Origin of the sequence: Nonomuraea sp. NPDC047529, from assembly GCF_040642995.1 — a bacterium.
Classification (GTDB): domain Bacteria; phylum Actinomycetota; class Actinomycetes; order Streptosporangiales; family Streptosporangiaceae; genus Nonomuraea.
On sequence record NZ_JBEYTJ010000016.1, the window covers coordinates 166373 to 190998 of the forward strand.

Annotated in this window: 24 protein-coding genes and 2 pseudogenes; 14 read left to right on the forward strand and 12 right to left on the reverse strand. The window is 71.7% G+C overall.

Features of this window, described 5'->3' with window-relative positions:
- Positions 1-77: 77 nt before the first annotated feature.
- Together ABZ815_RS25435 and ABZ815_RS25440 are read right to left on the reverse strand one after the other, a co-directional pair.
- Complete coding sequence (locus ABZ815_RS25435; protein ID WP_357701963.1) at positions 78-740, reverse strand: response regulator transcription factor; 663 nt, start codon at positions 738-740, stop codon at positions 78-80.
- Positions 737-1678 carry a hypothetical protein gene (locus tag ABZ815_RS25440; protein WP_357701966.1) on the reverse strand — a complete coding sequence of 314 codons (942 nt, stop codon included), beginning with the start codon at positions 1676-1678 and terminating at the stop codon, positions 737-739. Before ABZ815_RS25440 ends, ABZ815_RS25435 begins: the two co-directional genes overlap by 4 nt.
- A gap of 109 nt (positions 1679-1787) precedes the next feature.
- On the opposite strand from ABZ815_RS25440, the gene ABZ815_RS25445 reads away from it, so the two are divergent.
- On the forward strand, positions 1788-2474 hold the full coding sequence (locus ABZ815_RS25445) for an ATP-binding cassette domain-containing protein (RefSeq protein ID WP_357701968.1): 687 nt from the start codon (positions 1788-1790) through the stop codon (positions 2472-2474).
- Positions 2471-3220, forward strand: coding sequence for an ABC transporter permease (locus tag ABZ815_RS25450; RefSeq protein ID WP_357701970.1), 750 nt, complete (start codon positions 2471-2473; stop codon positions 3218-3220). Before ABZ815_RS25445 ends, ABZ815_RS25450 begins: the two co-directional genes overlap by 4 nt.
- Here ABZ815_RS25450 and ABZ815_RS25455 read toward each other — a convergent pair.
- Positions 3160-3861 (reverse strand): annotated as a pseudogene (locus ABZ815_RS25455) (helix-turn-helix domain-containing protein); the annotation flags it as partial. The gene ABZ815_RS25450 and the pseudogene ABZ815_RS25455 sit on opposite strands and share 61 nt — an antisense overlap.
- A 3-nt stretch (positions 3862-3864) precedes the next feature.
- Here ABZ815_RS25455 and ABZ815_RS25460 point away from each other — a divergent pair.
- Positions 3865-4710: an NADP-dependent oxidoreductase gene (locus ABZ815_RS25460; protein WP_357701972.1), complete on the forward strand. Its 846-nt coding sequence runs from the start codon at positions 3865-3867 to the stop codon at positions 4708-4710.
- A 67-nt stretch (positions 4711-4777) separates the two neighbouring features.
- Here the strand turns inward: ABZ815_RS25460 and ABZ815_RS25465 are convergent, their stop codons facing one another.
- Positions 4778-6094: a hypothetical protein gene (locus ABZ815_RS25465; protein ID WP_357701974.1), complete on the reverse strand. Its 1317-nt coding sequence runs from the start codon at positions 6092-6094 to the stop codon at positions 4778-4780.
- Between the two features lie 65 nt (positions 6095-6159).
- Positions 6160-7101 carry an MBL fold metallo-hydrolase gene (locus tag ABZ815_RS25470; RefSeq protein ID WP_357701976.1) on the reverse strand — a complete coding sequence of 314 codons (942 nt, stop codon included), beginning with the start codon at positions 7099-7101 and terminating at the stop codon, positions 6160-6162.
- A 75-nt stretch (positions 7102-7176) separates the two neighbouring features.
- Between ABZ815_RS25470 and ABZ815_RS25475 the strand changes: the two genes are divergently transcribed.
- Positions 7177-7848: a TetR/AcrR family transcriptional regulator gene (locus ABZ815_RS25475; protein WP_357701977.1), complete on the forward strand. Its 672-nt coding sequence runs from the start codon at positions 7177-7179 to the stop codon at positions 7846-7848.
- Between the two features lie 40 nt (positions 7849-7888).
- Here ABZ815_RS25475 and ABZ815_RS25480 read toward each other — a convergent pair whose 3' ends face one another.
- Both ABZ815_RS25480 and ABZ815_RS25485 read right to left on the reverse strand, forming a co-directional pair.
- Entirely contained in the window at positions 7889-10144 is a 2256-nt protein-coding gene (locus tag ABZ815_RS25480) for a hypothetical protein (RefSeq protein ID WP_357701979.1), read from the reverse strand.
- Positions 10141-10935, reverse strand: a complete 795-nt coding sequence (locus ABZ815_RS25485) for a BTAD domain-containing putative transcriptional regulator (protein WP_357701981.1) — start codon at positions 10933-10935, stop codon at positions 10141-10143. The genes ABZ815_RS25480 and ABZ815_RS25485 overlap by 4 nt, the downstream gene beginning before the upstream one ends.
- Positions 10936-11112: 177 nt before the next feature.
- Between ABZ815_RS25485 and ABZ815_RS25490 the strand changes: the two are divergent.
- Positions 11113-12564: pseudogene (locus ABZ815_RS25490) on the forward strand (FAD-dependent monooxygenase); the annotation flags it as partial.
- A 50-nt stretch (positions 12565-12614) separates the two neighbouring features.
- Positions 12615-13277, forward strand: a complete 663-nt coding sequence (locus tag ABZ815_RS25495) for an SGNH/GDSL hydrolase family protein (RefSeq protein WP_357701984.1) — start codon at positions 12615-12617, stop codon at positions 13275-13277.
- A gap of 167 nt (positions 13278-13444) precedes the next feature.
- Here the strand turns inward: ABZ815_RS25495 and ABZ815_RS25500 are convergent, their stop codons facing one another.
- Positions 13445-13921: a DUF6326 family protein gene (locus ABZ815_RS25500; protein WP_357701986.1), complete on the reverse strand. Its 477-nt coding sequence runs from the start codon at positions 13919-13921 to the stop codon at positions 13445-13447.
- A 437-nt stretch (positions 13922-14358) separates the two neighbouring features.
- Between ABZ815_RS25500 and ABZ815_RS25505 the strand changes: the two genes are divergently transcribed.
- Positions 14359-14976: a TetR/AcrR family transcriptional regulator C-terminal domain-containing protein gene (locus ABZ815_RS25505; protein ID WP_357701988.1), complete on the forward strand. Its 618-nt coding sequence runs from the start codon at positions 14359-14361 to the stop codon at positions 14974-14976.
- 205 nt (positions 14977-15181) lie between these two features.
- Here ABZ815_RS25505 and ABZ815_RS25510 read toward each other — a convergent pair whose 3' ends face one another.
- Both ABZ815_RS25510 and ABZ815_RS25515 read right to left on the reverse strand, forming a co-directional pair.
- A complete protein-coding gene (locus ABZ815_RS25510) occupies positions 15182-16387 on the reverse strand; it encodes a DUF6461 domain-containing protein (RefSeq protein WP_357701991.1) in 1206 nt (401 codons plus the stop codon).
- A 68-nt stretch (positions 16388-16455) separates the two neighbouring features.
- Positions 16456-18069, reverse strand: a complete 1614-nt coding sequence (locus ABZ815_RS25515; RefSeq protein ID WP_357701993.1) for a thiamine pyrophosphate-dependent enzyme — start codon at positions 18067-18069, stop codon at positions 16456-16458.
- A gap of 295 nt (positions 18070-18364) precedes the next feature.
- Here ABZ815_RS25515 and ABZ815_RS25520 point away from each other — a divergent pair, with 295 nt between their 5' ends.
- Positions 18365-19489: an FAD-dependent oxidoreductase gene (locus tag ABZ815_RS25520; RefSeq protein WP_357701996.1), complete on the forward strand. Its 1125-nt coding sequence runs from the start codon at positions 18365-18367 to the stop codon at positions 19487-19489.
- 64 nt (positions 19490-19553) lie between these two features.
- Positions 19554-20006, forward strand: coding sequence for a hypothetical protein (locus ABZ815_RS25525; protein WP_357701998.1), 453 nt, complete (start codon positions 19554-19556; stop codon positions 20004-20006).
- Positions 20007-20323: 317 nt separating this feature from the next.
- On the opposite strand, the gene ABZ815_RS25530 is transcribed toward ABZ815_RS25525, so the two are convergent.
- The gene (locus ABZ815_RS25530) at positions 20324-20572 is read right to left on the reverse strand and encodes a hypothetical protein (protein ID WP_357702045.1); all 249 of its coding nucleotides are present in this window, start codon (positions 20570-20572) and stop codon (positions 20324-20326) included.
- Between the two features lie 338 nt (positions 20573-20910).
- On the opposite strand from ABZ815_RS25530, the gene ABZ815_RS25535 reads away from it, so the two are divergent.
- Genes ABZ815_RS25535 through ABZ815_RS25550 form a run of 4 tightly spaced genes read left to right on the forward strand, consistent with a single transcriptional unit; the run spans position 20911 to position 22905 of the window.
- Positions 20911-21066, forward strand: a complete 156-nt coding sequence (locus tag ABZ815_RS25535) for a hypothetical protein (RefSeq protein ID WP_357702000.1) — start codon at positions 20911-20913, stop codon at positions 21064-21066.
- A gap of 18 nt (positions 21067-21084) precedes the next feature.
- Positions 21085-21306 (forward strand): dihydrofolate reductase family protein, encoded by a 222-nt coding sequence (locus ABZ815_RS25540; RefSeq protein WP_357702003.1) that lies wholly within the window; start codon positions 21085-21087, stop codon positions 21304-21306.
- Between the two features lie 37 nt (positions 21307-21343).
- Positions 21344-21667 (forward strand): YciI family protein, encoded by a 324-nt coding sequence (locus tag ABZ815_RS25545; protein WP_357702005.1) that lies wholly within the window; start codon positions 21344-21346, stop codon positions 21665-21667.
- Entirely contained in the window at positions 21664-22905 is a 1242-nt protein-coding gene (locus ABZ815_RS25550) for a DUF6596 domain-containing protein (RefSeq protein ID WP_357702007.1), read from the forward strand. The genes ABZ815_RS25545 and ABZ815_RS25550 overlap by 4 nt, the downstream gene beginning before the upstream one ends.
- 53 nt (positions 22906-22958) lie before the next feature.
- On the opposite strand, the gene ABZ815_RS25555 is transcribed toward ABZ815_RS25550, so the two are convergent.
- The gene (locus tag ABZ815_RS25555; protein ID WP_357702009.1) at positions 22959-23909 is read right to left on the reverse strand and encodes an MBL fold metallo-hydrolase; all 951 of its coding nucleotides are present in this window, start codon (positions 23907-23909) and stop codon (positions 22959-22961) included.
- Between the two features lie 38 nt (positions 23910-23947).
- Here ABZ815_RS25555 and ABZ815_RS25560 point away from each other — a divergent pair, with 38 nt between their 5' ends.
- Entirely contained in the window at positions 23948-24373 is a 426-nt protein-coding gene (locus ABZ815_RS25560) for a MarR family transcriptional regulator (protein WP_357702011.1), read from the forward strand.
- Positions 24374-24626 lie beyond the last annotated feature (253 nt).

The following is a 24626-nucleotide window of genomic DNA, read 5'->3' on the forward strand; positions in this document are numbered from 1 at the left end:
ACTATGCCCCTCGACGCCGGTTAAGTGACGCGATGAGCGAAAACTCGATAACGACACATCCGAAACGCCGGCGCAGCTCACTCGCGGGGCGCCAGGCCGTTCCTGAAGGCGTAGGTGACCGCCTGGGCCCGGTCGCGTACGCCGATCTTGGCGAACAAGTTGTTGATGTGGCTCTTCACGGTGGCCTCGGAGATGAACAGGCGGGCCGCGATCTCGGCGTTGGAGCAGCCTGCCGCGATCAGCTCCAGCACCCCGCCCTCCCGCTGGGTCAGCCCGTCGGGGAGGGGACGGGAGCCGCCCCCACGCCGATCGGCGGCGGCAACGATGGGGCCGGGGCCCGGCCCGCACTGTACCCGCGGCGAGAACGGCGTCCGCCCCCCTGCCACCCCGCACACGGCCTGGGCCAGGGACTCGGCGTCGGTGTCCTTGGTGAGATAGCCCCGGGCGCCGGCGCTCAGGGCGGCGAACACCAGCTCGTCGTCGCAGTACGTCGACAACACCACGACCTCGGTGGCGGGCCGCGCGGCACGGATGCGGCGGGTCGCCTCGACGCCGTCGAGCAGCGGCATCCGTAGATCCATCAGCACCACGTCGGGCAGCAGTTCGGCCGCCATGCGCACCGCCTGCAGGCCGTCGCCGGCCGTGCCGACGACCTGGACCCGGGGCACGAGCTCAAGCAGCAGCACCAGCCCCTCGCGCACCACCGTCTGGTCGTCGACCACCAGCACCCGAACGCTCATGACGGCACCCGCAGCAGCACGGTGAACCCGTCCTCCCGGGCGTGGGTGGTGAGCGTGCCGCCGATGAGCGCGGCCCGTTCGCGCATGCCGACCAGGCCGTGGCCGCCGCCCGGCGCGGGCGGGCCCGGCTGTCCGCCGTGGTCGCGCACCTCCAGCTCGCTCGACCGGTCCACCCGGCGCAGCGTCACCACGACCGACGCCCCCGGCGCGTGCTTGCGCACGTTGGTCAGCGCCTCCTGGGCGGTGCGGGCGACGGCCAGCCGCGCCTCCGCGCCCAAGGCCTGGGCGCCCTCCTCGATCGACAGGACGCACTCCCTCCCCGTGGCGGCCTGGAACTCCGCCGCCAGCCGTTCGAGGCGCTCCCGCAACGGCAGGTCCTCGCCGCGCAGCATGTCCAGCGCCCTGCGGGTCTCCTCCAGGCTCGCCCGGGCCAGCCCGACGGCGCGCTCGACCCGGTCGAGCGCGGCGGCCTGCCGCCTGGTGGCGGACTGGTGGGCGAGCAGGAACGCGAACACCGCGGAGTAGGCCAGGCCCGCCGTCATCCCCCAGGCCGTGTTCATGTCGAGCCCGGTACGGTACGACACGCCCGGCATGCCGACGATGATCAGTGTGGTCAACGCCATCGCGACGCGTGGTCTGGTCCGGAAGGGCGCGGCGAAGGCCGTCACGAAGCAGAAGCCGACCCCGCTGTACGGCTCGACCAGGTGCATGACCAGGCCGCCGGCCACGGTGGTCAGCAACAGCCAGGCGTTGCGCCGCGTGGACCGCCCGGCCAGCGCCCACACGCACGCGGCCAGAGGGGCCGCCGCCAGCGGCAGGACGAGCAGGGCCGCGGCCGCGGTCGGGCGGGTGAGCACCAGGAAGACCGGGCCGTAGGCGAGGTAGACCAGAAGCAGCGCGATGAGAAGGCGGATCACCGGGCGGCGGGGGAGGACCACGAGTTCACGCTAGCCGCCCGCGTGGCCGCGGTCATCGGCCCACGGGTGGAGTCGGGTTCCACCCGTGCTCCCATGCGTCCGCCGGGGCCGTTGCCGGAGGCTGGCGGCCATGACAGTCATTCGCGTCGAGCACGTCAGCAAGTCGTACGGGAAGGTCGCCGCCGTCGACGACCTGTCCTTCGAGACTCCCCCCGGCGCCGTCACCGCCTTCCTCGGGCCCAACGGGGCGGGCAAGACGACCACACTGCGCATGATCCTGGGCCTGGTCACCCCCGACTCGGGCCGCGCGACCGTCGGCGGCCGGCCGTACCGCGACCTCGACCAGCCGCTCCGGCAGGTCGGCGCGGTGCTGGAGGCCACCGGCTTCCATCCCGGCCTCACCGCGCAGGCGCACCTGAGGGCCGTCGCCGTCGCGGCCGGGCTCGACGAGGCGCGGGTCGGGCAGGTGCTCGAACTCGTCGACCTCGCGCAGGCCGGGCCCAGAAGGGTGCGCGGGTTCTCACTGGGCATGCGGCAGCGGCTCGCCCTGGCCACCGCGCTGCTCGGCGAACCCGGGCTGCTCGTCCTGGACGAGCCGGCCAACGGACTCGACCCGGCCGGCATCCGGTGGTTGCGCGGGTTCCTGCGGGCGTACGCCATGGACGGCAACAGCGTGCTGCTCTCCAGCCACGTGCTGGCCGAGGTCGAGCAGATCGCCGACCACGTGATGATCGTCGCGGCCGGCCGCCTGCGGTGGAGCGGTCCGCTCAGGACCGGGGCCGGCCTGGAGGAGCTCTACCTGGAGGTGACCGGATGACCCCCCTCGGCCCGCCGGCCGGCGGCCGGACGGCGCGGCTCGTCCGCGCGGAGCTGTCGAGGGCCCGCGCGAACCGTGCCACCTGGGTCCTCGCCGCGATCGCCCCCGCGTTCTGCGTGTCGTGGACGGCCCTCGTCGCCATGTCGTCACCGGCCCCGCCGCCGGGGAACGTCTACGGCATGGCCCAGCAGGCCTACGTCTTCACCCTGATCCTGGGCGTGCTGGGCATGTCCGGCGAGTTCCGGTATCAGACCATCGGCTGGTCCTTCCTCGTCACACCACGCAGAGGGGCCGTGGTGACGGCGAAGCTGCTGGCCTACGGCCTGGTCGGCCTGGCGGTGGCCATGGTGTCGGCGCTGACCACGCTCGCGGCGGGCGCGGCGCTGCTGGCCGTCAGGGGACTGCCGGTGACGGGCCCCGACGTGCTGCCGTCCCTCGCGGGCGGGGTGCTCGCCACGGCCGGGTACGCGGTGTTCGGGGTCGCGCTGGCCGTGCTGATCAGGAACCAGCTCGCCGCCGTCGTCCTGGCGGCCCTGATCTTCATGTACGGCGACTACCTCCTGACCTGGCTGGCTCCCGGCGTCTATCCCTGGCTTCCGACGGGGGCGGCCAGGGCACTCGGCGGCCTGCGACCGGACACCGCGGCCCTGCTGCCCGCCTGGGGCGGGGGATTGTTGTTCGCCGGCTACGTGGCGGTCGTCGTGCTGGTCGCCGGGCTCGTCACGCTCCGGCGCGACGTCACCTGAGCCGGCGCGGCGGCGGCCTGGAAGGTGTGGCGGTACGCCTGCGGCGAGACCCCGATCGCGGCGTGCAGATGCTGACGCAAAGACGCGGCGGTGGCGAAGCCCACCTGGTGGGCGACCAGTTCGACGGGCAGGTCGCTGGACTCCAGGAGCTCCCGGGCCCGGCCGACCCGCTGCTGGGTCAGCCACCGCCCCGGACTGATCCCGGCCTCGTCCTGGAAGCGGCGGGCGAACGTGCGCAGGCTCATCCGGGCGTGTGCGGCGAGGTCGGTCAGCGTCAGCGGCTCGGCCAGCCGTTCGAGCGCCCATTCCCGCGTCGCGGAGGTCCCCGCCGCGGACGGCTCGGGCACGGGCTGTTCGATGTACTGCGCCTGGCCGCCGTCCCGCCACGGCGGCACGACGCATCGGCGCGCGACGTGGTTGGCCAGCCGGCTGCCGTGGTCCTTGCGTATGAGGTGCAGGCAGACGTCCACACCGGACACGGCGCCGGCCGAGGTGAGGATGTCGCCGTCGTCGACGAAGAGCACCTCCGCGTCGAGGGTCACCTGGGGGAACAACGCGCTGAACCGGGCCGCCTGGTTCCAGTGCGTCGTGACCCGGCGGCCGTCGAGCAGCCCCGCCGCCGCGAGCGCGAACGCCCCGGTGCGGTGCGGGTACGCGCCGCCGGCGTCAACCCGACCGACTGGAAACACCGCGCCGTCCCCGGCCTCATGCTCGGCGAGCCGCCGTTCGTCCTCGGCTGGGACGTCTCCGGGGTGGTCGAGGCCACCGGGCTCGGGGTCACCCTCTTCAAGCCGGGTGACGAGGTGTTCGGCATGCTGCCGTACCCGCACGGAGCCGGTTCGCACGCCGAATACGTCACCGGCCCCGCGCGCGCCTTCGCGCCCAAGCCCGCGGCCGTCGACCACGTGCAGGCCGGCGCCTTGCCGCTGGCCGCCCTCACCGCCTGGCAGGCCCTCGTGGACACCGCGCGCGTCGAGGCCGGGTGGCGGGTGCTGATCCACGCGGCCGCCGGCGGGGTCGGCCACCTCGCCGTGCAGATCGCCAAGGCCCGCGGGGCGTACGTGATCGGCACCGCCGGCGCCCCCAACCACGACTTCCTGCGCGTCGTGGGCGCCGACGAGGTCCACGACTACCGCACCACGGACCTCGCCGAGGCCGTCCGCGACGCCGACGTCGTCCTGGACGCCCAGGGCAGCGATCACGCCATGGGCTCTCTGCGCAGCCTGCGCGCTGGCGGTCTCCTGGTCTCCCTGCGCCTCGACGACGGCACCCGGGCGCTCGCCCGGGAAGCGGCCCGCCTCGGCGTGCGGGCGGAGGTCATGCTGGTGCAGGACGACCACGCCGGGATGCTGGCCATCGCCCGGCTCGTGGCCGACGGCCGGTTGCGCGCGGAGATCGCCGGCACCTTCGAACTGGCGGACGCGGCGAAGGCCCACGCACTCGGCGAGACCGGCCACACCAGGGGGAAACTGGTCCTCACCGTGCAGTAGCCCCGCCCCGCCGGCGGCGCCGGACTGCGCGGCGAGCTCGTCGCATGCCGCGTGCGACGACGCGACGTCAGGTATGAACGGTGAATCCCCCGAACCCGCCGAAGTCGCCGCCGCCCGGGTAAGTCGGGTAGCTGCCGCCCGAGGACGTCGAGGAGGAACGCTGCGGGGCCGACCTGGCCCGCTCCTCCTCCCATTCGGCGTGTCGCGCGCGGTCCCGTTCGAGTTCGGCGGGGTCGCTCAGGTCCTTCACCTCAAGCCTGAACCAGTCCTCGACCAGGGCGAAAAGCGACGGAGAAGGCGCAGGGGCCATCGGCAGCCCCCGTGGGGTCGTGCCGGAAGGCGGCAGCCGCGCGGTGATGGCCGCCAGCTCCCCGTCGGCGGCGTGGACCGAGTCCGGATGCCAGTCCACCCGGTGCAGGTCGCGGCGTTTCTCCTTCGCCGCTTCGATGACGTGCTGAAGGCTCACCGGTCGGCCGGTCGGGGCGGGACCCGCCTCGTCCGTTCGTGCGATGCGGAACTCCTCCGGTCCGGAGGGCGTCAGATACCACGCTTCCCGCTGCTGCCACCTGAACAGCCGGGAGAACTGCGCGCCCATCCGCAGATGCGTTCTCGACGTCTCCTCGATCTGGGCGCGCACCTCGTCGTGCACCGGCCGGTACCGGTCGGAGGCGCGTGCCAAACGGTCATGCCCGTCCATCAGTGTCGACCGCCATCGCTCGAAGCGTCTCCGCGTCCGCCGGGACGACAGTGCGATGCGATGGCCATAGTCGCACCATGCGTGGCTGACCTGCCTGACCACCTCGTTGAGTTCGGTGAGGTATGCGACGGCGGCCTCCTGCCACCGGTCGAGATCGCCCTGGTCGGCCGCCAGATGGGTGACGCCCGACCGCTCGACCGGCAACGGTCGATGGTGGGACGACTCCGGTGTGAGGAGGGTGGGCGCCGGTTCGGGGCCGTCCGATCCGGGACGCACCGGCACGCGCAGGAGCAGGTCCGCGTTCCACCCGAGTTCCACCTTCTCGGCGGAGGCGACGTACAGGTCGCACAATGTCGACTGTCGCGTCTCGAAAATCGGCGGGAACCATTCCGGCGACGGGCGGCAGTGCCACACGAACGTGGACGGCACCTGCCACCGCGTGTCGAAGATGGAGATGTGCTCGGAAGCGTTCGAGGGGTCCCGTTCCGTCAGATGGACTTCCTGGCTCTCGTAAAGGGCGACGGGGGCGTGCGGGTCCACCGCTCTCTGCGACGTGGAGCACGCGAAGAGCGGCTCCTCGTACGGCGTGCGCTGCTGGAACGGCAACAACCACATGACCCGCGCGTCCTGCTCACCTTGCTCCCGCGCGATGGACAACTCGTGGATCCGGCGTCGCTCTTTCCGCATGTCCCGTATCCCTCCTGACCGCGTGCCGACGGAGAAGCCGCCAGGTCGAATGATGCCGCGGCCGTTCAGGCCGTGTGTATACCCGCGTAGAAGGCGCGGGCGGCCAGGGTGATCCACTCGGGGCGTTCCCAGGTGGTCCAGCGGGCGCGGGCCTGTTCGTCGATCTTCGCGGCCGTCTCGTCGGCGGAGAGTCCGGCCGCGTGCAGGCGTGCGGCCTCCGCGTACACGTAGTCGAGGTAGTCGCGGACGTCGCGGATCAGGGAGACGCCGGCCACCTCCCCATGGCCGGGCACGACGACCTCGGGGTCGCGGGCGATCAGATCGTCGAGCACGCCGATCCATCCGGGGCCGTCCACGTCCACGTCGTACGGCGGGAAGTACGGCGCGATCGGGAAGACGCGGGTCTCCATCAGGTCGCCGCCGAACAACACCCGGTCGTCGATGACGACGACCTGGTCGGAGCCCGTGTGCGCCGGCCCGACCGCCAGCAGCGTCGCCGTGCGCCCACCCAGGTCGATCTCGGCCTGACCTTCGTAGACCAGGTCGGGATCGACGAGTTCCACGCCTTCGAGCTCGGCCGCCGCGGCGGCGCTCAGACCCTTGAACATCTCGACGTAGGCGGCGCCCTTGCGGTGCAGCTCCGCGCGCTGGGAGGCGTTGTAGACGATCGTCGCGGCCCCCTTGAACGCCTGCGCCCCGAACCCGTGCTCGGGGTGGAAGTGCGTGACGGTCAGGTACAGGCGCCGGTCGCCCGCCAGGCGCCGGGCCTGCTCCAGGACGTGGGCGCCGTTGCGGCGGCCCATGCCGGTGTCGATGACCAGCGCGGAGTGCTCGCCCACGACGATGCCGATGTTCGGGACGAGCTCGACGCGGTTGTCGGGGATGACGTACACGCCGTCGGACACCTCGACGGGCTCGCCGCGCACGATCGGCGGCGGGCTGGTCCGGACGTCGGGAAGGTCGCTCAGGTCGGGGGACGCGTTCGGCGTCACATCGGCGGGGTACATGATCCGGCTCCAATCTGAACAGTGTTGAGATGCTGGCGAGCGTAGCAGAGATCTGATCAGTGTTAAGATCGGGCGATGGCGAAAGGGCGATACCACCACGGCGACCTGCGCAGCGCGCTGCTGGACGCCGCCGAGGCTCTCGTACGCGAGCGCGGCGTCGACGGCTGGTCCCTGCGCGAGGCCTCGGCCCGCGTCGGCGTCAGCCCCAGCGCCGCCTACCACCACTTCGCCTCCCGCGACACGCTGGTGCGCGCCCTGTCCGAGCGCACGCTCGCCTGGCTCGGGGAGCGTCTGCGGCACGACTGCGAACGAGCGCCCGGCCAGGCCGACGACCCGCAGCGGCGGCTGATCGCCCTGGGGCGCGGCTATGTGAGCTGGTCGCTCGACGACCCGGCCGTCGCCCGGCTCGTGCTGCGCGGCGGCGCCACCGCCCCCGACTCCGCCATCTCCCCCCACCCGCACGACGTCCTCACCGCGGAGCTCGACCGGCTCGCCGACGCCGGCGGCCTGCCGGGGGCCGCCCGCGAGGGGGCGGAGTTCGTGGTGTGGGCCGCGCTGCACGGGCTGGCCGTGCTGCTGGCCGACGGCCTGATCCACTTCGACGACCCGCACGCGGTCGAGCTCCAGACCGGGCGCGTGGTCCGTGCCACGCTCAACGGCCTGGCCCAGGAGGAGTCGCACCCGGCGGACCGCCCCGCGGCCCGCTCGGCTCACACCGAGCGCCTGGCCCGCCGTCCTCGCGGCTGACCCCCCTCGAAGGGGTACGCCTTTCGGGCCGGGGATCCGTTCAGGCCAGGCGGGCCGGGTCGGCTTCGATCGCGGCCGTCTTCCCGTCCAGGTGCCAGCCCTTCCCGTACGCCGCGGCGAAGGCGTCCTCGCCCAGCGCGGCCCGCCCTCGCCGGGTGAGCTCGCGAACCTGCCGATCGGTGCGGTCGTGCGCGCCGCGCAGCCGGGACGCGGCGCCGAGCAGGACGGCCGACTCGTGGTGCCGTCCGCGCGCCTCGGCGTACGCGGCGGCGTTCACCGCCACCAGCGACAGGATCGGCAGGTCCCGGGTCTCCGACGCCGCCGCGTACGCCTTCTCCAGCGCCTTCTCCGCGCCGGCCAGGTCGCCCGTCTCCAGGCAGAGCGAGGCCCGTGCGCTGCCGACCAGCGTCCGCACGTGGTCACCGGCGAACGTGGTGCCGTCGTCGAGATCCCGTTCCGCGTCGTCCAGCAGGGCCCGCGCCCGGTCGAGGTCGCCGAGCCGCACCCGGAAGCCGGCCTCCCAGGCGTCGAACAGCGCCGGCAACTCCTTCGAGGTCGCCCGCCGCGCCCGCTCGCGGGCCGACTCGATCATCGCCATCGCCGGGACGGTGTCGCCGCGCCGCAGGTGCAGGTCGATCAAGCGCAGGTCGCTGATCACCTGGTCGCCGAGGCTGAGCGAACCGAACTCGGCGGCCAGCGACCGGGCCTCGCGCAGGTCGGCCAGCGCGCCGTCGAGGTCGCCGTCGTACTGCCGCAGCTGGGCGCGCATCGGCAGCGCGGTGGCCTGGCCCCAGCGGTCGCCGACCTGCCGGAAGCGGGCCAGGGCCGCTTCCACGTCGGTGCGCGTCGTGTCGAGCTCGCCCGCGTTCTCGGCGAGCCGGGCCCGGAACATGCGCGCCAGCCCGGACAGCCACACGTCGTCGCCGTCGGCCAGGCGCTCGACGATCGCCAGCGCGGTCTTCTCCTCCTGAAGGAACGCGAGCGTGAGCGCGTAGGCGCCATATGGGCCGGGCAGCTCCGGGTAGGCGAGCAGCCGGTTGGTCAGCTCGCGTATCCGCGCCCGGTCGTCCGCGGCTTCTTCGGCGGTCGTCCCCGGCCGGGTGTCGACCCGGTTGGACAGGTGGATCGCCTGGGCGCAGTCGCGCTCGGGCGTCGGCTCCCCGTGGGGCACCGCCAGTGCCTCGCCCAGCCAGTAGGCCGCGTCGCGGTGCCGGCCGAACATCTGCCAGTACCAGGTCAGGCTCAGGGCGAGCGTGACGGCGCCGGGGGCGTCGCCGGTGTCGCACCGCCGGCGCAGGGCGGCCAGCGCGTTGTCGTACTCGGCGCCGACGACGTGCAGGGCCGCCAGTTGTCCGGGGCCGCGCAGCTGCGGATCGTACCGGGCCATGAGCTCGGTGAAGTGGCCGGCGGCCAGGTCGCGTACGGCGCCGAGGTCGCCCGCCTCGGACAGGCGGTCGGTGCCGTACTCGCGCAGCGTCTCCAGCATGCGGTAGCGGCCCGGATCGGGCGCGAGCTGCAGCAGCGACCGGTCGACCAGACTCGCGAGCAGCTCGGGGATCTCGGCCGCCGGCACCGCGGTTCCGGCGCAGACCGCGGCGGCCGAGGCCGGCGTGACGCCGCCGGGCAGGATCGAGACGCGTTCGGCGACCGTGCGCTCGTGCTCGCTCAGCAGCTGCCAGCTCCAGGCGATGACCGCGCCCAGCGTGCGGTGCCGGGGCAGCGCGGTGCGGCTGCCGGTGGTGAGCAGCCGGAACCGGTCGGACAGCCCGTCGGCCAGCTCGGGCAGCGACAGCGTGCGCAGCCGGGCCGCGGCCAGCTCCAGCGCCAGCGGCATCCCGTCCAGGCCGCGGACCACCCGCCGGACCTCGGGCAACGTCGTCTCGTCCACCTCGAAACCCGGGCGCACGGCCGCGGCCCGCTCGGTGAACAGGCGTACCGACGCCGCCCGCCGGGCCTGCTCGACGCCGTCGTCCGGCTCGGGCAGCGCGAGCGGGCCGAGCGGCACCAGCGCCTCGCCGTCGACCGCGAGGGGTTCGCGGCTGGTGGCCAGCACGCGCAGCGCGGAGCATCGTGACAGCAGGGCCGCGACCAGGTGGGCCACGGCGTCGATCAGGTGCTCGCAGTTGTCGACCAGCAGCAGGCTCTCCCGGCTGCCGAGCTGCTCGACGAGCACGTCCAGGTCGGAGCCCTCGACCCGCGTCCGGGCCTCGAACATCGCGCCGCTGCGCAGCCCGATCCCGGCGAGCACGGCCGTGCCGACCTTGGCCGGCTCGGTGACCGAGGCGAGATCGATCATCCAGGCGTCGTCGCCGTACTCGTCGCGGTGCCGGCGGGCGGCCCGGCGCGCAGCAGACGCAGGTGACGCTCGCGCAGCGCGGCGCCCGGGTCGGCGCCGAGCACGTCGGCCAGGGTTTCGCGGACCCGCTCGTACCGGGCCAGGGCCTCGGCCTGGCGACCCTGGGCGGTGAGCGCGTCCATGAGCAGCGCGGCCGCCCGCTCGTGGACCGGGTGCTCGGCGAGCAGGGCGGTCAGGCGGGCGGCGGCAGCGTCGGCCCGGCCCAGGGCCAGCTCGGCGTCGGCGAGGTCGGCGACGGCTTCGACCGAGGCGTGGGCCAGCCGGGTCGCGGCGGCGGACGCCACCGCGGCGACGGCAGCGGGCTCGACGCCGGGACGGCCGCCCCACAGCGCCACCGCCTCGGCCAGCAGGGCCGCCGCGGCATTCGCGTCGCCGGCGCGCCGGCGGTCACGGCCGGCGGCGGCGAGCTGCTCGAAGCGCAGCGCGTCCACGTCGGCCGGGTCCATGGCGAGCCGGTAGCCGCCGGCGACCTGCGCGACGTCGCCGGCCGAGCCGAGGGCCCGGCGCAGCCGCGAGACCAGGGCCTGGAGGGCGTGGGCGGGACCGGCGGGCAGGTCCTCGGCCCAGATCGCGTCGACCAGGACACCCTGCTCGACGGCGCGTCCGCCGGCGAGCGCCAGCCGTACGAGCAGGCCCTGCAACCGGGCACCCGGAACGGGCAGGACGGCGTCGCCGCGAGACGCCTGAAAGGCGCCGAGCAGCGTGACGCGAAGCGGCGCATCCCCGTCCATCTCCCAATCTTCGCGTGCGCACCCTCGGGTCCTCAAATCCCGCCGTGTGAGCGCCGTGTGCGTGCCGTGTGAGCGGCCCGCGTCAGGCTGCGCATGCCTCGGAAGACAACTTCGGAAGGGAGTTCTGATGCATGACGTAGTGATCGTGGGCGCCGGCCCGGTCGGTCTTCTCCTCGCCTGCGAGCTTGGCCTGGCGGGCTGCTCCGTCCTGGTGCTGGAGCGGGAGCCGGAGCCCGGTTCCCCGTGGAAGGCGGACCCGCTCGGGATGCGGGGCCTGTCCGCCGCGTCGGTCGAGGCGTTCTACCGCCGGGGGATGCTGGACCCCCTGCTCAAGGCGTCGGGCGTCGGCGGAGGTCCCGGTGCGGAGGAACCGGCACGCCCTCGTGGTGCGGGCCACTTCGCCGGCATGATGCTCGATCCGGCCAACGTCGACGTCGCCGCCCTGCCGTTCCGGCTTCCCGGCCCGGCGACGGAGGGCGTGATGACCAGCCTCGAAGCGGTCGAGACGGTGTTGTCCGAGCGGGCGTCCATGCTCGGCGTGGAGATCAGGCGCGGCGTCGCGGTCTCAGCCGTCGCGCAGGACGACGAGAGCGTGGTCGTGCGAGCCGGCGAGCACGAGTACGCGGCCCGCTGGGTCGTCGGCTGCGACGGTGGACGCAGCACGGTGCGCGGGCTCGCGGGCTTCGAGTTCGCCGGCATCGAGCCGCAGTTCACCGGCTACGTCGTGCTCGCCGACGTCGCCGACCCCGAGAAACTGCGCCCCGGGTTCAACCTGACGCCGACAGGCATGTACCTCCGGACGCCCGCGCAGGGGTACGTCGGCATGCTGGAGTTCGACGGCGGCGCGTTCGACCGCTCCCGGCGGCCGACCCGCGACCATCTCCAGGCGGTCCTGCGCCGGGTGTCCGGCACCGACGTGACGCTGAGCGACGTCCGTCTCGCCTCCAGCTTCACCGACCGGGCGATGCAGACGACGACCTACCGGCAGGGACGTGTGCTGCTCGCGGGCGACGCCGCGCACATCCACTCCCCCTCGGAGCGCACGGGCTCAACCTCGGCATCGGCGACGCCATGAACCTGGGATGGAAGCTCGCGGCGACCGTCCACGGGCACGCGCCGGACGGGCTGATCGACACCTACACCGGCGAGCGCCACCCGATCGGCGCCCGGGCCCTCGACTGGACGCGCGCCCAGACGGCGGTCATGCGGCCGGACGCGCACGCCCAGGCGATCCAACGGGTGGTGCGCGACCTGATCGGCACCCGTGACGGAACGACCTACGTGTTCGAGAGGATGACGGGAGCGTCGATCCGCCACGACCTCGGCGGCGATCACCCGCTGACCGGCCGCAACGCCCCGGACTTCCGTCTTGAGGACGGCACCCGCCTCGGCGACCTGACGCGGGACGGGCGAGGCGTCGCACTCGACTTCAGCATCGACCGACGCCTGCGCGACTCGGCGAAGCGGTGGGAGAGCCGGATCCGGTACGCGGCCGGGCCGGCGACGGACGACCTCGGATCGGGGGCCGTGCTCGTCCGGCCCGACGGCATGGTCGCCTGGGCAGGCGGTCGCGACCTTGACCCCGAAGGGTTCGAGCGGGCCGCGAGCCGCTGGTTCGGCAGGTCATGAGCCGCCTGAATCTCGCGTTCTCCTTCTCTACCGACTTCCAGGAGCACCACATGACGATCACCCTCCGTCCGGGAAGCACCGTGATGTTCACCGGCGATTCCATCACCGACTGCGGACGGCTGGAGAGCGAAGAGGGCCTCGGCTTCGGCTACCCGCTGCGCATCGCGGGGGAGTGGGGGCTCCGGCACCCGGACCGGCCCGTTACCTGGCTGAACACCGGGATCGGGGGTGACAAGGTGATGGACCTTGAAGCCCGCTGGCAGGCCGACGTGCTCGACGCGCGCCCTGACGTGGTGTCGATCCTCATCGGCGCCAACGACATGGGCTGGCACACCTACGACCCGGACGGCCACGTGATCCCCGCCGAGGACTACGCGGCAGGCTACGACCGCCTGCTCGCGCCCCTCGCCGAGGCCGGCGTCGGCCTGATCCTCATCGAGCCCTTCCTCCTGCCGATCCGCGGCCTCGTCCAGGTCGTCGACACACAGGTCGGCGAAGAGGGGAGGAAGGCGTGGCGCGCCGACCTGGACCCGAAGATCCAGGCGGTGCGCGAGCTCGCCCGCGAGTACGGCGCGCACCTGCTCACCGCGGACGGCATGTTCGCCGGGCTCGCCGCCACGACCGGACCGGAGTACTGGGCCGCGGACGGCGTGCACCCGACGCCGGCCGGTCACGCCGCACTCGCGGCGGCCTGGTTGCGCCTGGTCGCCTGAGCTCGTCCCCGCCCTGCGCCGCGCCCGCGGCTGGGCCGTGATCCGCGCCCTCGGCGGCCTCCTCATCGGCGAAGCCGGCGTCCGCGGCCGCCGGGGCGGCAAGGCCACGTGGGGCCCACCCGCTCACGCGGCACTACGACGCCTGATCGATGGCCTCTGACGGACGCCTACTGTCGAAGGTCGCTCGTCGCGGGACCGGATGGGACGGCGGTGGTTCGAGGCCAGGTCCAGGCGGAGCGCAGGATGAAGGCCAGGAGCAGCACCTCGATTCCGATGGAGAGGCCGTAGAAGGGGGCCCAGTCCCAGGACTCCCCAACCGCGTTGAACACCGAGTAGGGGATGTAGAGCGATGCGACGACGAGGTTCGTGGCGCGGTTCACCCGGGCGGGCAGCGTCATGGAGAGCATCACCATCAGGGCCGGGATCGCCACGGACGCGAGCATCATGGTCAACAACGTCGGGCTGGTGTCGAACTCGAAGATGACGCCGGCACGGAGGTCGTCGATGACGCCGGGCTTGTGGAGGTGGAAGTAGTCGACGTAGATGTAGAGGAACATGAAGCTGGTCCATGCGGCGGCGAGCTTGGCGTGCACGGGGACCGGCCGGTTGTCGAGCAGGGTCGGGGCTTTCGTTCGGATGGTCATCGGTTCTTCTTCCGAGAGGAGCGGTCCCTCCGCCGGACTGGCGGCGGGGATGTACCGAGGCCGCGCCCACCTGGACGAGCACATCGCCTCGACCGGGCAGTGGTAGCCCGGACCTCGGACGACTCGATCGCTGAGGGCAGGCCGTAACGGTGCTGGTCGGCGGCCCGCATCGTCGTCGCCCCGGCCGGACTCGCCTCCGGCGCCAGGCATGCTCCGGCGCTCGATCGCCGATCGAATCCCACAGAAGCCCCCTCACGTCCGAGCGACGACCCTGGCTGGTTCGTACACCGTACGTCGTACGCTGTACTACAAATAGTACGCTGTACCATGACCGTGCGCTGGACGATTGTCAAGCCGTTCGAGCGAGCGAGAGGAGACCCGTGTCTGCCAGGGAACAACGCCCGGTGGCGTCAGACGCGGCGCTGAGCAGGCAACGGGTGGTGGTCGAGGCGGTCCGGCTCGCCGACCGCGAGGGGGTCGACGGGCTGAGCATGCGCCGGCTGGCCGGCGCGCTCGGCGCGGGCGCGATGTCGCTCTACTACTACGTGGCGAACAAGGAAGAGTTGCTGGACGCCATGATCGACGTCGTGTTCGAGGAGATCGAGCTCCCGCCCGAAGAGACCGACTGGCAGTCCGCGATGCGCTGTCGGGCGCTATCCACCCGACAGGTTCTCGCCCGCCACCCATGGGCGATCGGCCTGATGGAGTCGCGGACATCGCCGGGGCCCGCGAACCTCCGCCACCGCGAAGCGGTCACCGCCTGCCTGCGGAAGGCCGGCTTCCCGGTCTTGATGGCGACGCACGCCAACTGGTTGCTCGACAGCTATGTCTACGGTTTCGCCCTGCAGGAAGCCAGCCTGCCGTTCGACACCGCCGATGAGTTCGCGGACATGGCCGAGGACGTCTACCTGCCCCAGCTTCCTCCTGACGAGTTCCCCTACCTCAACGAGTCCGCCGCGGTGCTCGCCGCTGCCGGCTACGACCCGGCGGAGGAGTTCACCTTCGGCCTCGACCTCGTCCTGGCCGCCCTCGAGTCCCTGAGAGTGCCTACGTGAGCTATTTGTGACTGTGCGCTGCGGGAGATCGTCGACGCGATCCGCTACCAGGGACGAACCGTGGTCGTACTGGACACCCAGAGCGTCCACGTCGCGGCTGGCGTCCCCCGCCACCACGACCGGCCGGGACGTCGCCGAGCGGCGTCAGCTCACGTAACGTGACAACCTCGGGCTACGACGTCTGCCACACGTCCTCTGGTCGGCGCTACGTCGAGGCGGCCCGTAGCGTCGTGGCGACGGCTGTCGCGTGGTCGCGGTCGGCCAGGAGCTGACCGCCGTAGACCAAGGGGAAGTGGGTGCCGTACGCGGCCCCCCTGGCGTCGGGGGAGAGGGTATGGCGTACCGACATCGCCGCCTGCCAGCGCGGCCGGATCGCCTCCCGCTCCGCTTCGCCCGGACGGTGATGCCACCGGCACCTCGGGCAGGCCGGCATGCCGGTCTTGTTGTCGAAGGAGAAGATGTTGCGCCGCTCGGCCGTCGAGGCGTGCGGTAACGCGGATGGGCCGGTCATCCACTCGCCGGTGGCCTCGTCGATCGGGTGGCCGGTCAGCTCCGACTCGTAACCGCGGATGAACTCGGCGAGCGGGGAGTCGCGCCCGATCGGCGCCGTTTCGCCCCGCTCGGCCGCAGCCAGCGCGGCGGCGAGCACCGGCTGGTCGGCCACGCCGGCCAGCTCGCACTGGCGGCGGGCCTCGGCGACCGCGGCCCGCCGCTGGAGGTCGGGAGAGGCAAGGTCGATGGCCTCGGCGAGCTTCCGGTTGCAGGCCCGCAGAGCGTGCCGGGCGAGGGGGTCGCCTCGCGGAGGGTCGTTCGGCGGTGGGTCGGTGATGACGCCGCCCAGGAGTGACCCGTCCAGTAACGCGGGGGTGAACAACACTCCGGTGATACGACTTGCCAGGGCGAGGGCCGCGGGAACGGAGCCGGACAGGTACTGGAACTCGTCAGCCGGTGCGGGTTCCAGGCCCAGCTCGCGCAGGTCCTCGTTCAGCGCGTCGGGGTGGCTGCCCCAGCGCTCCTGGGGTGCCTGCGGGCGGAAGGCGGTCCGAATCCGTCCGTCCGCGGCGTGCTGGAAGTCGTGCGATGCCGCGTAGTCGTGGCGCATGACGGAGACGGCCTCACCTCCGTCGCGGGTCAGCTCGCGCAGTGTCGCCGGACGGGTTCCCGCCCAGCCGTCGTACTCGAAGGCCATGATCCAGTCGCCGGCCCGGGTCACCAGCACCATGTCGCAGCAGCCCTCGTTCACCGCCGTGCGCTCGCCGACCTCGTCATCGTCCACGACATGGATGTTGGCGTCGGCGACGCCGAACCGCCGGAGCGTCTCGCGCTCGTCCAGGCCGTGGACGAAGGTGACGGTGTAGATCTCATACCAGTCGTTCTCCCACGCGTAGTCCGCGGGCATGATCCTGCGCATCGCTCTCCTCCTCCGCGATCACGGTGAGTGTGACAGGCGGCCCCGACAATCGTGTGGGGAGCGGTGCTTCAGGGCAGCACTGCGGGCAGGCCGCGTGAGTTGACCTTCGCGACGATCAGCGCCGGAGCGCCGGACGACGTCTTCACCGCGGCGAGGGCCTGGTCGAGCTCTGCCGCGGTGTCCACGGAGTACGTGGCCTGAACGCCGAGGGACTTGGCGAACGTGACGAAGTCCCATGGGTTGAGCAGGACGTAGGGCTTCGGCGTCACGTTCGGGTCGGTGAAGAAGTCCGAGTCGATGAGGTACTGCTCCAGGCCGTAGATGCCGTTGTCGATGATCACCACGACGGGGTTGCGGTCGTAGCGTACGAACGTGGACAGTGCCTGGGCGGTCATGTGGAAGCCCCCGTCACCGCAGATGATCAGGGGACGCCTGCTCGACCCGAAGGACGCGCCGACGGCGGCGGCCACGGAATGGCCGATGGAGGCCCACACGGCGCTGGTCAGGAACCCGTCGCGGCCCTTGACCGGCAGGCTCGCCGCCGAGGCGCCGCCGAGGAAGGTGTCGGGCATCGCCAGCCATGAGGCGTCCAGGGCGGCACCGACGCGGTCGAACACCTGGGCGTAGGTCAGCGGGCCGGTGGCGACGGGCGGGGACGGATCGACGGCCGCGGGGACGGGGACCGGCGCCTCCTTCGCCGCCTCCGCCACGAGGGCGGTCACCAGGGCGGTGATGTCGGCGTTCTGCTTGCTCCCGTTCTTGATCTTCACCTTGCCGTCGTAGGCGGTGATGATGTGGCCGGTGTTGTCGCGGATGAACGTGGCGTAGCTGCTGGGGAAGACGCAGCCGAGCATCACGATCAGGTCCGCGTTCCGGACCTCGGGGGGCTGGCAGTTCGGCGGGGCGAAGACTCCGACCCAGCCGGCGTCCTGCTCGGACAGCACCGACTTGGCCAGCACCTGGGCCGACCAGCGGACACCGAGCTTGGTGATCAGGGCGGCGACCTTGTCGGCCAGTCCGTAACGCTGGACCTCGGTGCCCAGCAGGAGCACGGGTTTCGTGGCGGCGCGAACGAGCCCCACGATCGTGGCGGCGAGCTGCTGCTCGGTGCCCGCCGCCGGATTGGTGACGGGCAACGCCCCGGAAGGGGGCGAACAGGCCGCCGTCCAGATGGTCCGATCGATCTCGATGTAGACCGGCCGCTTCTTCCTGACCGCCGTCGAGATCGCGGTGTCGACCAGGGCGGGCACGTCGGCGGCCTGCCCGGCGCGGGCGGCGCTTGCGGTGACCAGCCGGTAGGCGTTGAGGTCTCCGTCGGGCTGGCCGGTCGAGTGCGAGAACAGGACGTCCAAGTTCTTCAGGTTGGCCAGGTTCGTGGCGCTCGGGCCGCCGTTCACGACGACGACCGGGCTGCGCTCGACGAACGCGCCGGCGATGGCGTTGATCATGCTGAGCATGCCGACGCCGTTGGCCACCGCGGCGGCGCCGAGGCCCTTCGTACGCGCGTAACCGTCGGCCGCGTAGCCCGCTTCGAGGTCGGTGGCGGTCACGACCGGCGTGATGTGGTGGGAGCCCACCGCGTCGAACAGCGGGGCGCCGTAGGCGGCGGGCACACCGAACAGGGTGTCGACCTGTTGCTGGCTCAGCCGCTCAAGGATGTAGTCGGCAACGGTGAAGGGCACGATGACGCTCCTGGGCATGCCCGCCGTACGGCAGATCGGTCGGAAGGGACAGGCGCGGATCGTCCGGCCGCTTGGGACGCCTACCCGCGCAGCCGGCCGGGCGAACGTGGCTTGACCTTACTCAGGACGGGTGTTTTCACAGGTCAAGGCGTCCATGTGCGGCACGGCCGGACGTCGTCGCCGCCTGGGGAAACAGTCGTCCAGAGGCCGGTCAAGCGTTGGGATCGGGGGAAGCTCCGGACTGCCGCGCGGGTATGCGTACCGATGGCCAAGCGTCTGATCACCGGAGCCGGACATGCTGCTGGACGAGCGTGGAGTGAGCACCCTTTCCCATCTGCCCACTCCGGACTTCACCTTCGATCCTCATCAACCGGGTGCGTGCGTCGCGGGTCTGAGGCCGTACCGCAAGAAGTCCTATCGGCTCGACAAAGAGGTGCTGGGCGACAAGTTCGTCATTCACAACTACGGCCACGGCGGTGGAGGCATCACGCTGAGCTGGGGCTGCGCCGCCAAGGTGCGGGACATGGTCCTCAAACGCCAGGCCGAGACCGGGATCGTCGAAAGGGAGATCGCGGTGATCGGCGCAGGCGTCATGGGAATGACCGCCGCGACCCTGCTGCTCGACCTCGGACTGAACGTCACGATCTATTCCGACCGCACGCCGGTCGAGACCACGTCGTACAAGGCCGGCGGCCAATGGGCGGCGTCGATCCTGGAGTATTCCAAGGACTTCGCCAAGGTGCAGGAGTTCCAGTCCATCCTCAGGACCGCCTACACCATGTTCAAGGCCGGCATCGGCAAGGGCTTCGGCGTCTCCGAGGTCGACAACTACAGCGTCGGCCCCACTTCCGGCATCGACGTGGTGCACGACCTCGTGCCGGGACTGCTGCCGCCGCGCGAATATCTCCCGCGCCTGCCGTTCGAAGGGCACAACACCTCCGGATACAGGTACAGGACGTTGCTCGTCGAACCGCCGATCTTCATTCCCCGGCTGGAACGTGACCTGAGGGCGCGCGGCGTCACGTTCGTGAGCCGGAGATTCATCAACAGCACGGACGTGCTCACGTCCCTGACGCAGAAGGTCGTCGTCAACTGCACCGGGCTCGGCGCGAAGGACTTGTGGAACGACAACGACATGATCTCGTACAGAGGACAGCTCGCGATGTTGCGGCCGCAGATGAACCTGGAATACCTGTACGGGCAGAACGGATACCTGTTCCCGCGCCATGACCACGTCGTCATCGGGGGCACCGTCGAGGAGACCGACCAGGAAGTGTTCGACCCCGAGAGATGCAGAGGACTGGTCGAGTACATGGCCGGCGTGTTCGGCCAGACGCCCGCGGTGCCGATGCCGGACTTCCACGTTCACCATCCGCGCAACGAGCGCCTGGTCGATCCGAGACTGTCGATCGCCGATTGACGCCGGGGCCCGAACGCGGCGGCCTTCGGGAATGTCAACAACCACAGGAAGTGACGAGGCTTCAATGACTCAGACGATTCAGGGGTTCAGCGTCCAGGCCAAATGTCTTGACCAGGACGGCAAGCCCTGGCATTTGCCCAAGGGGGATGACACGGCCGAGAAGGGGGAAAGAGTGACCCTGCACATCACTGCCCGCCTCCTCAACTCGTCGCAGCCGTCCACGGATCTGGCGATGATCGAGTGCGAGATACTTTCCGGATTCACGCCCGTCACGGACTCGCTCGACGCCCTCGTCGCAGGGGGCCTCGTCACCTTGTACGACATAGATGAAACAGATCAGTTGAACCAGCGACTGGACCTCTACCTCAGGGAGGTCGGTAGCACCCCCACCGAGATCGCCTTCCAGATCGAATGCAAACACGCGGTCCACGACCTGGAACCGTCGACGATCGAACTCTCCGACTCCTACGACCCCGACAGCAGCGTCTCCACCATGTATCCCAGGGGCAAGGAATGACGAGCCGGTCGTCGGTGGCGGTGGTGGCTTCGTAGGGGAGGCTGCGCCGGCGCCCGGTACAACGTCGACCGCCCGACGCGGGCTCGTCCTCAGGAACCGAGTGCTTGGAGAGCCCCTCAAGGTCGCCGACGTCGGGGCCGACTTCCGGGTCGCGAGCCCCGGCACGGTGCTGGAGCCGGGGGCCTTGCGGGCGCTGGGAGCGCGGATGAAGGCCGATGATGACGCGGGGGTGACACCCGCTACGCCCTACCCCGACTGGGCGACCGCGCCGGCGACCGTCGAGGCGCTGACAGGCGTTCGCCTCGACGTCGACCGCTTCACCAGGAAGCAACGGTCGGCTTGGCCGCGCGCCGCCAGGCGGCGTTGCTGAGCAGGCGTAGCCCGTTGAGGCCGACGATGACGGTGGAGCCCTCGTGTCCGGCCACACCCAGCGGCAGGTCGCCGAACAGGTCCCAGGCGACCAGCACGGCGATGCCAGGGGCGCGGCCGGCCGCGTGTGCGGATCCTCGGCCGGTCCCGCCCGCCAGGCGGCGCCGGACCCTCTTCGATCCTCCGGAGAACGACATGCGCCTTCGACTCGGCCGCGGTCCCCGGAGGGTCCGCCGCGTCAGGCGGTCACCGGAATGCACAACGCGTAGACGTGCAGCGTCCCCGCATTGAGGTTGTTGTTGCGCGCCGCTGCCGACCAGCCGTTCCCGCTCGGGGCGCTGCTGATGAGCACGGCTCCCGGCGGAGGAGTCAGTCGAACCGGTCCCGCGGCTTCTGACGCGGGATCGCTGACGGCCGGCGTCCCGGAAAAATCTTCGAAGAGATCGGTGGGGCGGTGTCGGATCGGGGCGGTGGCGTTCGTATCAGGGGTGAGGCCGCCCGCGAGGGGCGGCGCCACGGCGGAGGAATCGCGGTCATGAAGCTGACGACCATGACTCAGGTCACCATCGACGGAGTGATGCAGGGCAACGGCGGCGCGTCGGAGGAGGACCGCAGGAACGGGTTCGACCGCGGCGGATGGGCCCTCGGGAAGGGTGACGACGAGACCAAGGCGTACATCAACCAGACCTAGCCGGGAGGTGAGCTGCAGGTGCACGGCAGCGGCACCCTGGTCCGGTGGCTGCTGGCGAACGATCTGGTCGACGAGTTGACTCTGATCGTCGTCCCGGTGATCCTCGGCCAGGGCGCTCGCCTGTTCCCGGACGCCGGCCCGGATCTCGCGCTCGACCTGGTCGAGTCGCGGGTCGACGGCAACGGCGTGACGATCCAGGTGTTCCGGCCGGCCGGGCGCACGCAGTACCCGACCCCGTGAAGTCCCCGACCGGCACACGACAGGAGAGGATCCTCAGATGCAGTACCTGATGTCCGTGATTCACGACAAGAGCACCTTGGCCACCCCGGAGGAGGACGCGGCGATCGACGTCTTCAACGACCGGCTCCGGACCGAGGGCCACTGGGTCTTCGCCGGCGGCCTGGCCTCACCCGACACGGCCACCGTCATCGACAACCGCGGTGGCGAGGCGATGGTCACCGATGGGCCCTTTCTGGAGTCCAAGGAGTACCTCGCCGGCTTCTGGATCATCGAGGCGGCCGACCTCGACGTGGCGCTCAAGCTGGCCGCCGCCGGGTCGAAGGCCTGCAACCGGAAGGTCGAGGTGCGACCGTTCCTGTGAACGGCATCGACGTCCGCGAGGCGATCGTCCGGGCCCACCACGAGGAGTGGGCTCGGGTGGTCGCCTCCCTGGCCAGGCGCTTCGGTGACCTCGACGTCGCCGAGGAGGCGGCCGCCGAGGCGTTCGCGACCGCCGTCCAGCGCTGGCCGGACGACGGCGTACCGCCCAATCCGGGCGCCTGGCTGACCACCACCGCCACCCACAAGGCCATCGACCGCGTCCGGCGCGAGAACAAGCGCGACGACAAGCAGAAAGAGGCTCGAATGGTGTTTGACGACGCTCCGCCCGAGCCTACGGGCGCGATCGACGACGACCGGCTCCGGCTGATCTTCACCTGCTGTCACCCGGCGCTGGCGATGGAGACGCGGGTGGCGCTCACGCTGCGCATGGTCGCCGGCCTGACCATGCCCGAGATCGCCCGCGCCTTCCTGGTGGCCGAGAGCGCCATGGGGCAGCGGATCACCCGAGCGAAGGCCAAGATCAAGGCCGCGCGCATCCCGTATCGGGTGCCGTCCGTCGAGGATCTCCCGGCGCGGGTCTCGGGCGTGCTGGCCGTGCTGTTCCTCGTCTTCAACGAGGGCTACCTGGCCACCGGCGCCGGCAGCGATCCCGTCCGGCACGAGCTGACCGCCGAGGCGATCCGGCTCACGCGCCTGATCCGTGCCCTCCTGCCGGGCGACGGCGAGGTGGCCGGGCTGCTGGCGCTGATGCTGCTCACCGAGGCCCGCCGTCCCGCCCGGGTCTCGTCCGGCGGCGAACTGGTCGCGCTCGACGAGCAGAACCGTGGCGTCTGGGACGCCGGGCTGATCGCCGAGGGGCACCGGCTGGTACGCGAACGCCTCGCCGCTGCCGCCGCCGGGGTGGCTCCGGGGCGCTACCAGATCCTCGCGGCGATCAACGCCGTGCACACCTCCGCCCGCGACATGCGCGACACCGACTGGTCGCAGGTCCTGGCCCTCTACGACCAGCTGGTCCGCCTCGACCCCTCGCCGGTCATCGCGCTCAACCGGGCCGTCGCGGTCGCCGAACTCGACGGCCCGGACGTGGCGCTGGCGGCCGTCGACCGTCTCGGGGAGAGGTTGGCCGGTTACCACGCCTACCACGCCACCCGCGCCGACCTGCTGCGGCGCCTGGGCCGCGACCGTGACGCGCGCGCGGCCTACGACAAGGCGATCGAACTGGCGGGCAACACCGCCGAGACCGCGTCCCTGACCCGCCGCCGCGACCGACTGCGGTAAAGCGGGACGCAGTGGCGTTGCCACGGCCGAAGGTGCGGGGCTGCGGCAGGTGGTCAGGCGACCGGGGTCCAGACGAACCGGCCGTCGGGGCGGGGTTCGGCGCGCCCGAAGGTCACGTCCGCGAAGTGGCCGCCGTAGCCGATCGTGTCCGGACGGCTCAGTTCATCGACCAGGCGGCGGCGGTGCCCGGCGGACTCGGCGGGGTCGTGGTCGATCCCGCAGGACCATTCGGGGTGGGTGACCTGGACCGGCGCGTGCAGGGCGTCGCCGAACACGATGAGCCGCCGGTCGCCGCCCGTGATGGTGTAGGTGGTGTGCCCGATCGTGTGGCCGGGCGCGAACGAGGCGTGGACGCCGGGGAAGATGTTCTCGCCGTCCTCGATCGTGCGGACGCGGGGTTCCATGACGGCGAGCCGCGGCTCGCCGGCGAGGTCGCGCCCCTCCCACTCGGGCGCGGCGACGAGATGCGCGGCGTGGGCGAAGGGCGGTGCGTCCTCGCCGGGGGCGGTGCTCCAGGCCCAGCCGAGGTGGTCGGAGTGCAGGTGGGTGATGGCGACGGCCTCGATCTGCTCCGGCGTACGGCCCAGTCGCCGCAGGTTGTCCAGCAGTTGGCCGCCGTACAGCTTGCCGAGCAGCGGGTTGGCCGGGTCGTCCGGATGGGATTCGGGGCCGAACCCGGTGTCGATGAGCAGCGCCCGGTCGCCTCGCTCGACCAGCAGGCCGCCGATCCCGGCGACCAGGTTGCCGTCGTCGTCGAGGTGGTCGCGATGGGCGGCCCAGTCGGCGTCGGTGGCGGCGGGCAGCCAGCCGCGCGGCTTGAGCCGTACCAGTCCGTCGGGGACATGGGTGATCGTCAGGTCACCCAGTTGGACGGAGCGGACGCGGGGCGCGCGGCTCAGGCGCGTGCGGTCGAAAGCGGTCGTCGTGGCCATGATGCCTGCCTCGTGCTCGAAGGAGGCGCCGCCGGGACGGTGGCGCCTGCCGAACGTTACAGCTAGAACCATTCGAATTGCAATCATTCGAGTTGCAGTAGACTGGGGACGTGACCGACGAGCACGAGACCCAGGTTCAGGCCGACCGTGAGCTCTGTGGCCTGATCAACGGCCTGGCCAAACAGATCGAGGCGCACGTCCGGACCCGCGCGGCCACCCTGGGCCTGACCGCCTCGCAAGGCGTCGCGATGCGCGAGCTGACCGGCCCGATGACCTTGCGCGAGCTCGCCGAACGGATGAGCTGCGAGCCCTCCAACGCCACCTTCGTCGCCGACCGTCTTGAGGAACAGGGCTACCTCGAACGCCATCCCCACCCGGGCAACCGTCGCGCCAAGCATCTCGTCCTGACGCCGGCGGGCACCGAACTGCGCGAGCGCCTGCTGGAGCTGCTGTCCAGTGACTCCCCGCTGGCTCCGCTCTCCTCCGAGGAGCAGGGCGCCCTGCAGCGCCTCCTCGTCCGCGCCGTCGTCCGCTGACCCGCGTCAAGGGGACGGGCTCGGCGCGTTGCCATGCTCCACACATGTTCCGCGAGGCCCGGCTCGACGATTTGGCGCACATCGTCCGCCTCTACCGGCAACTGCAGCCGGATGACCCGGCTCTCAAGGACGGGTCCGGCGCCGAGGTCTTCCGGTAGATCCTGGCCGGCACCCTGCGGGCCGCATGGGACGCGGGCTGCTACAAGGCGATGCTGATGACCGGCTCCCGCAGCCCTGCGACCCACGCCTTCTA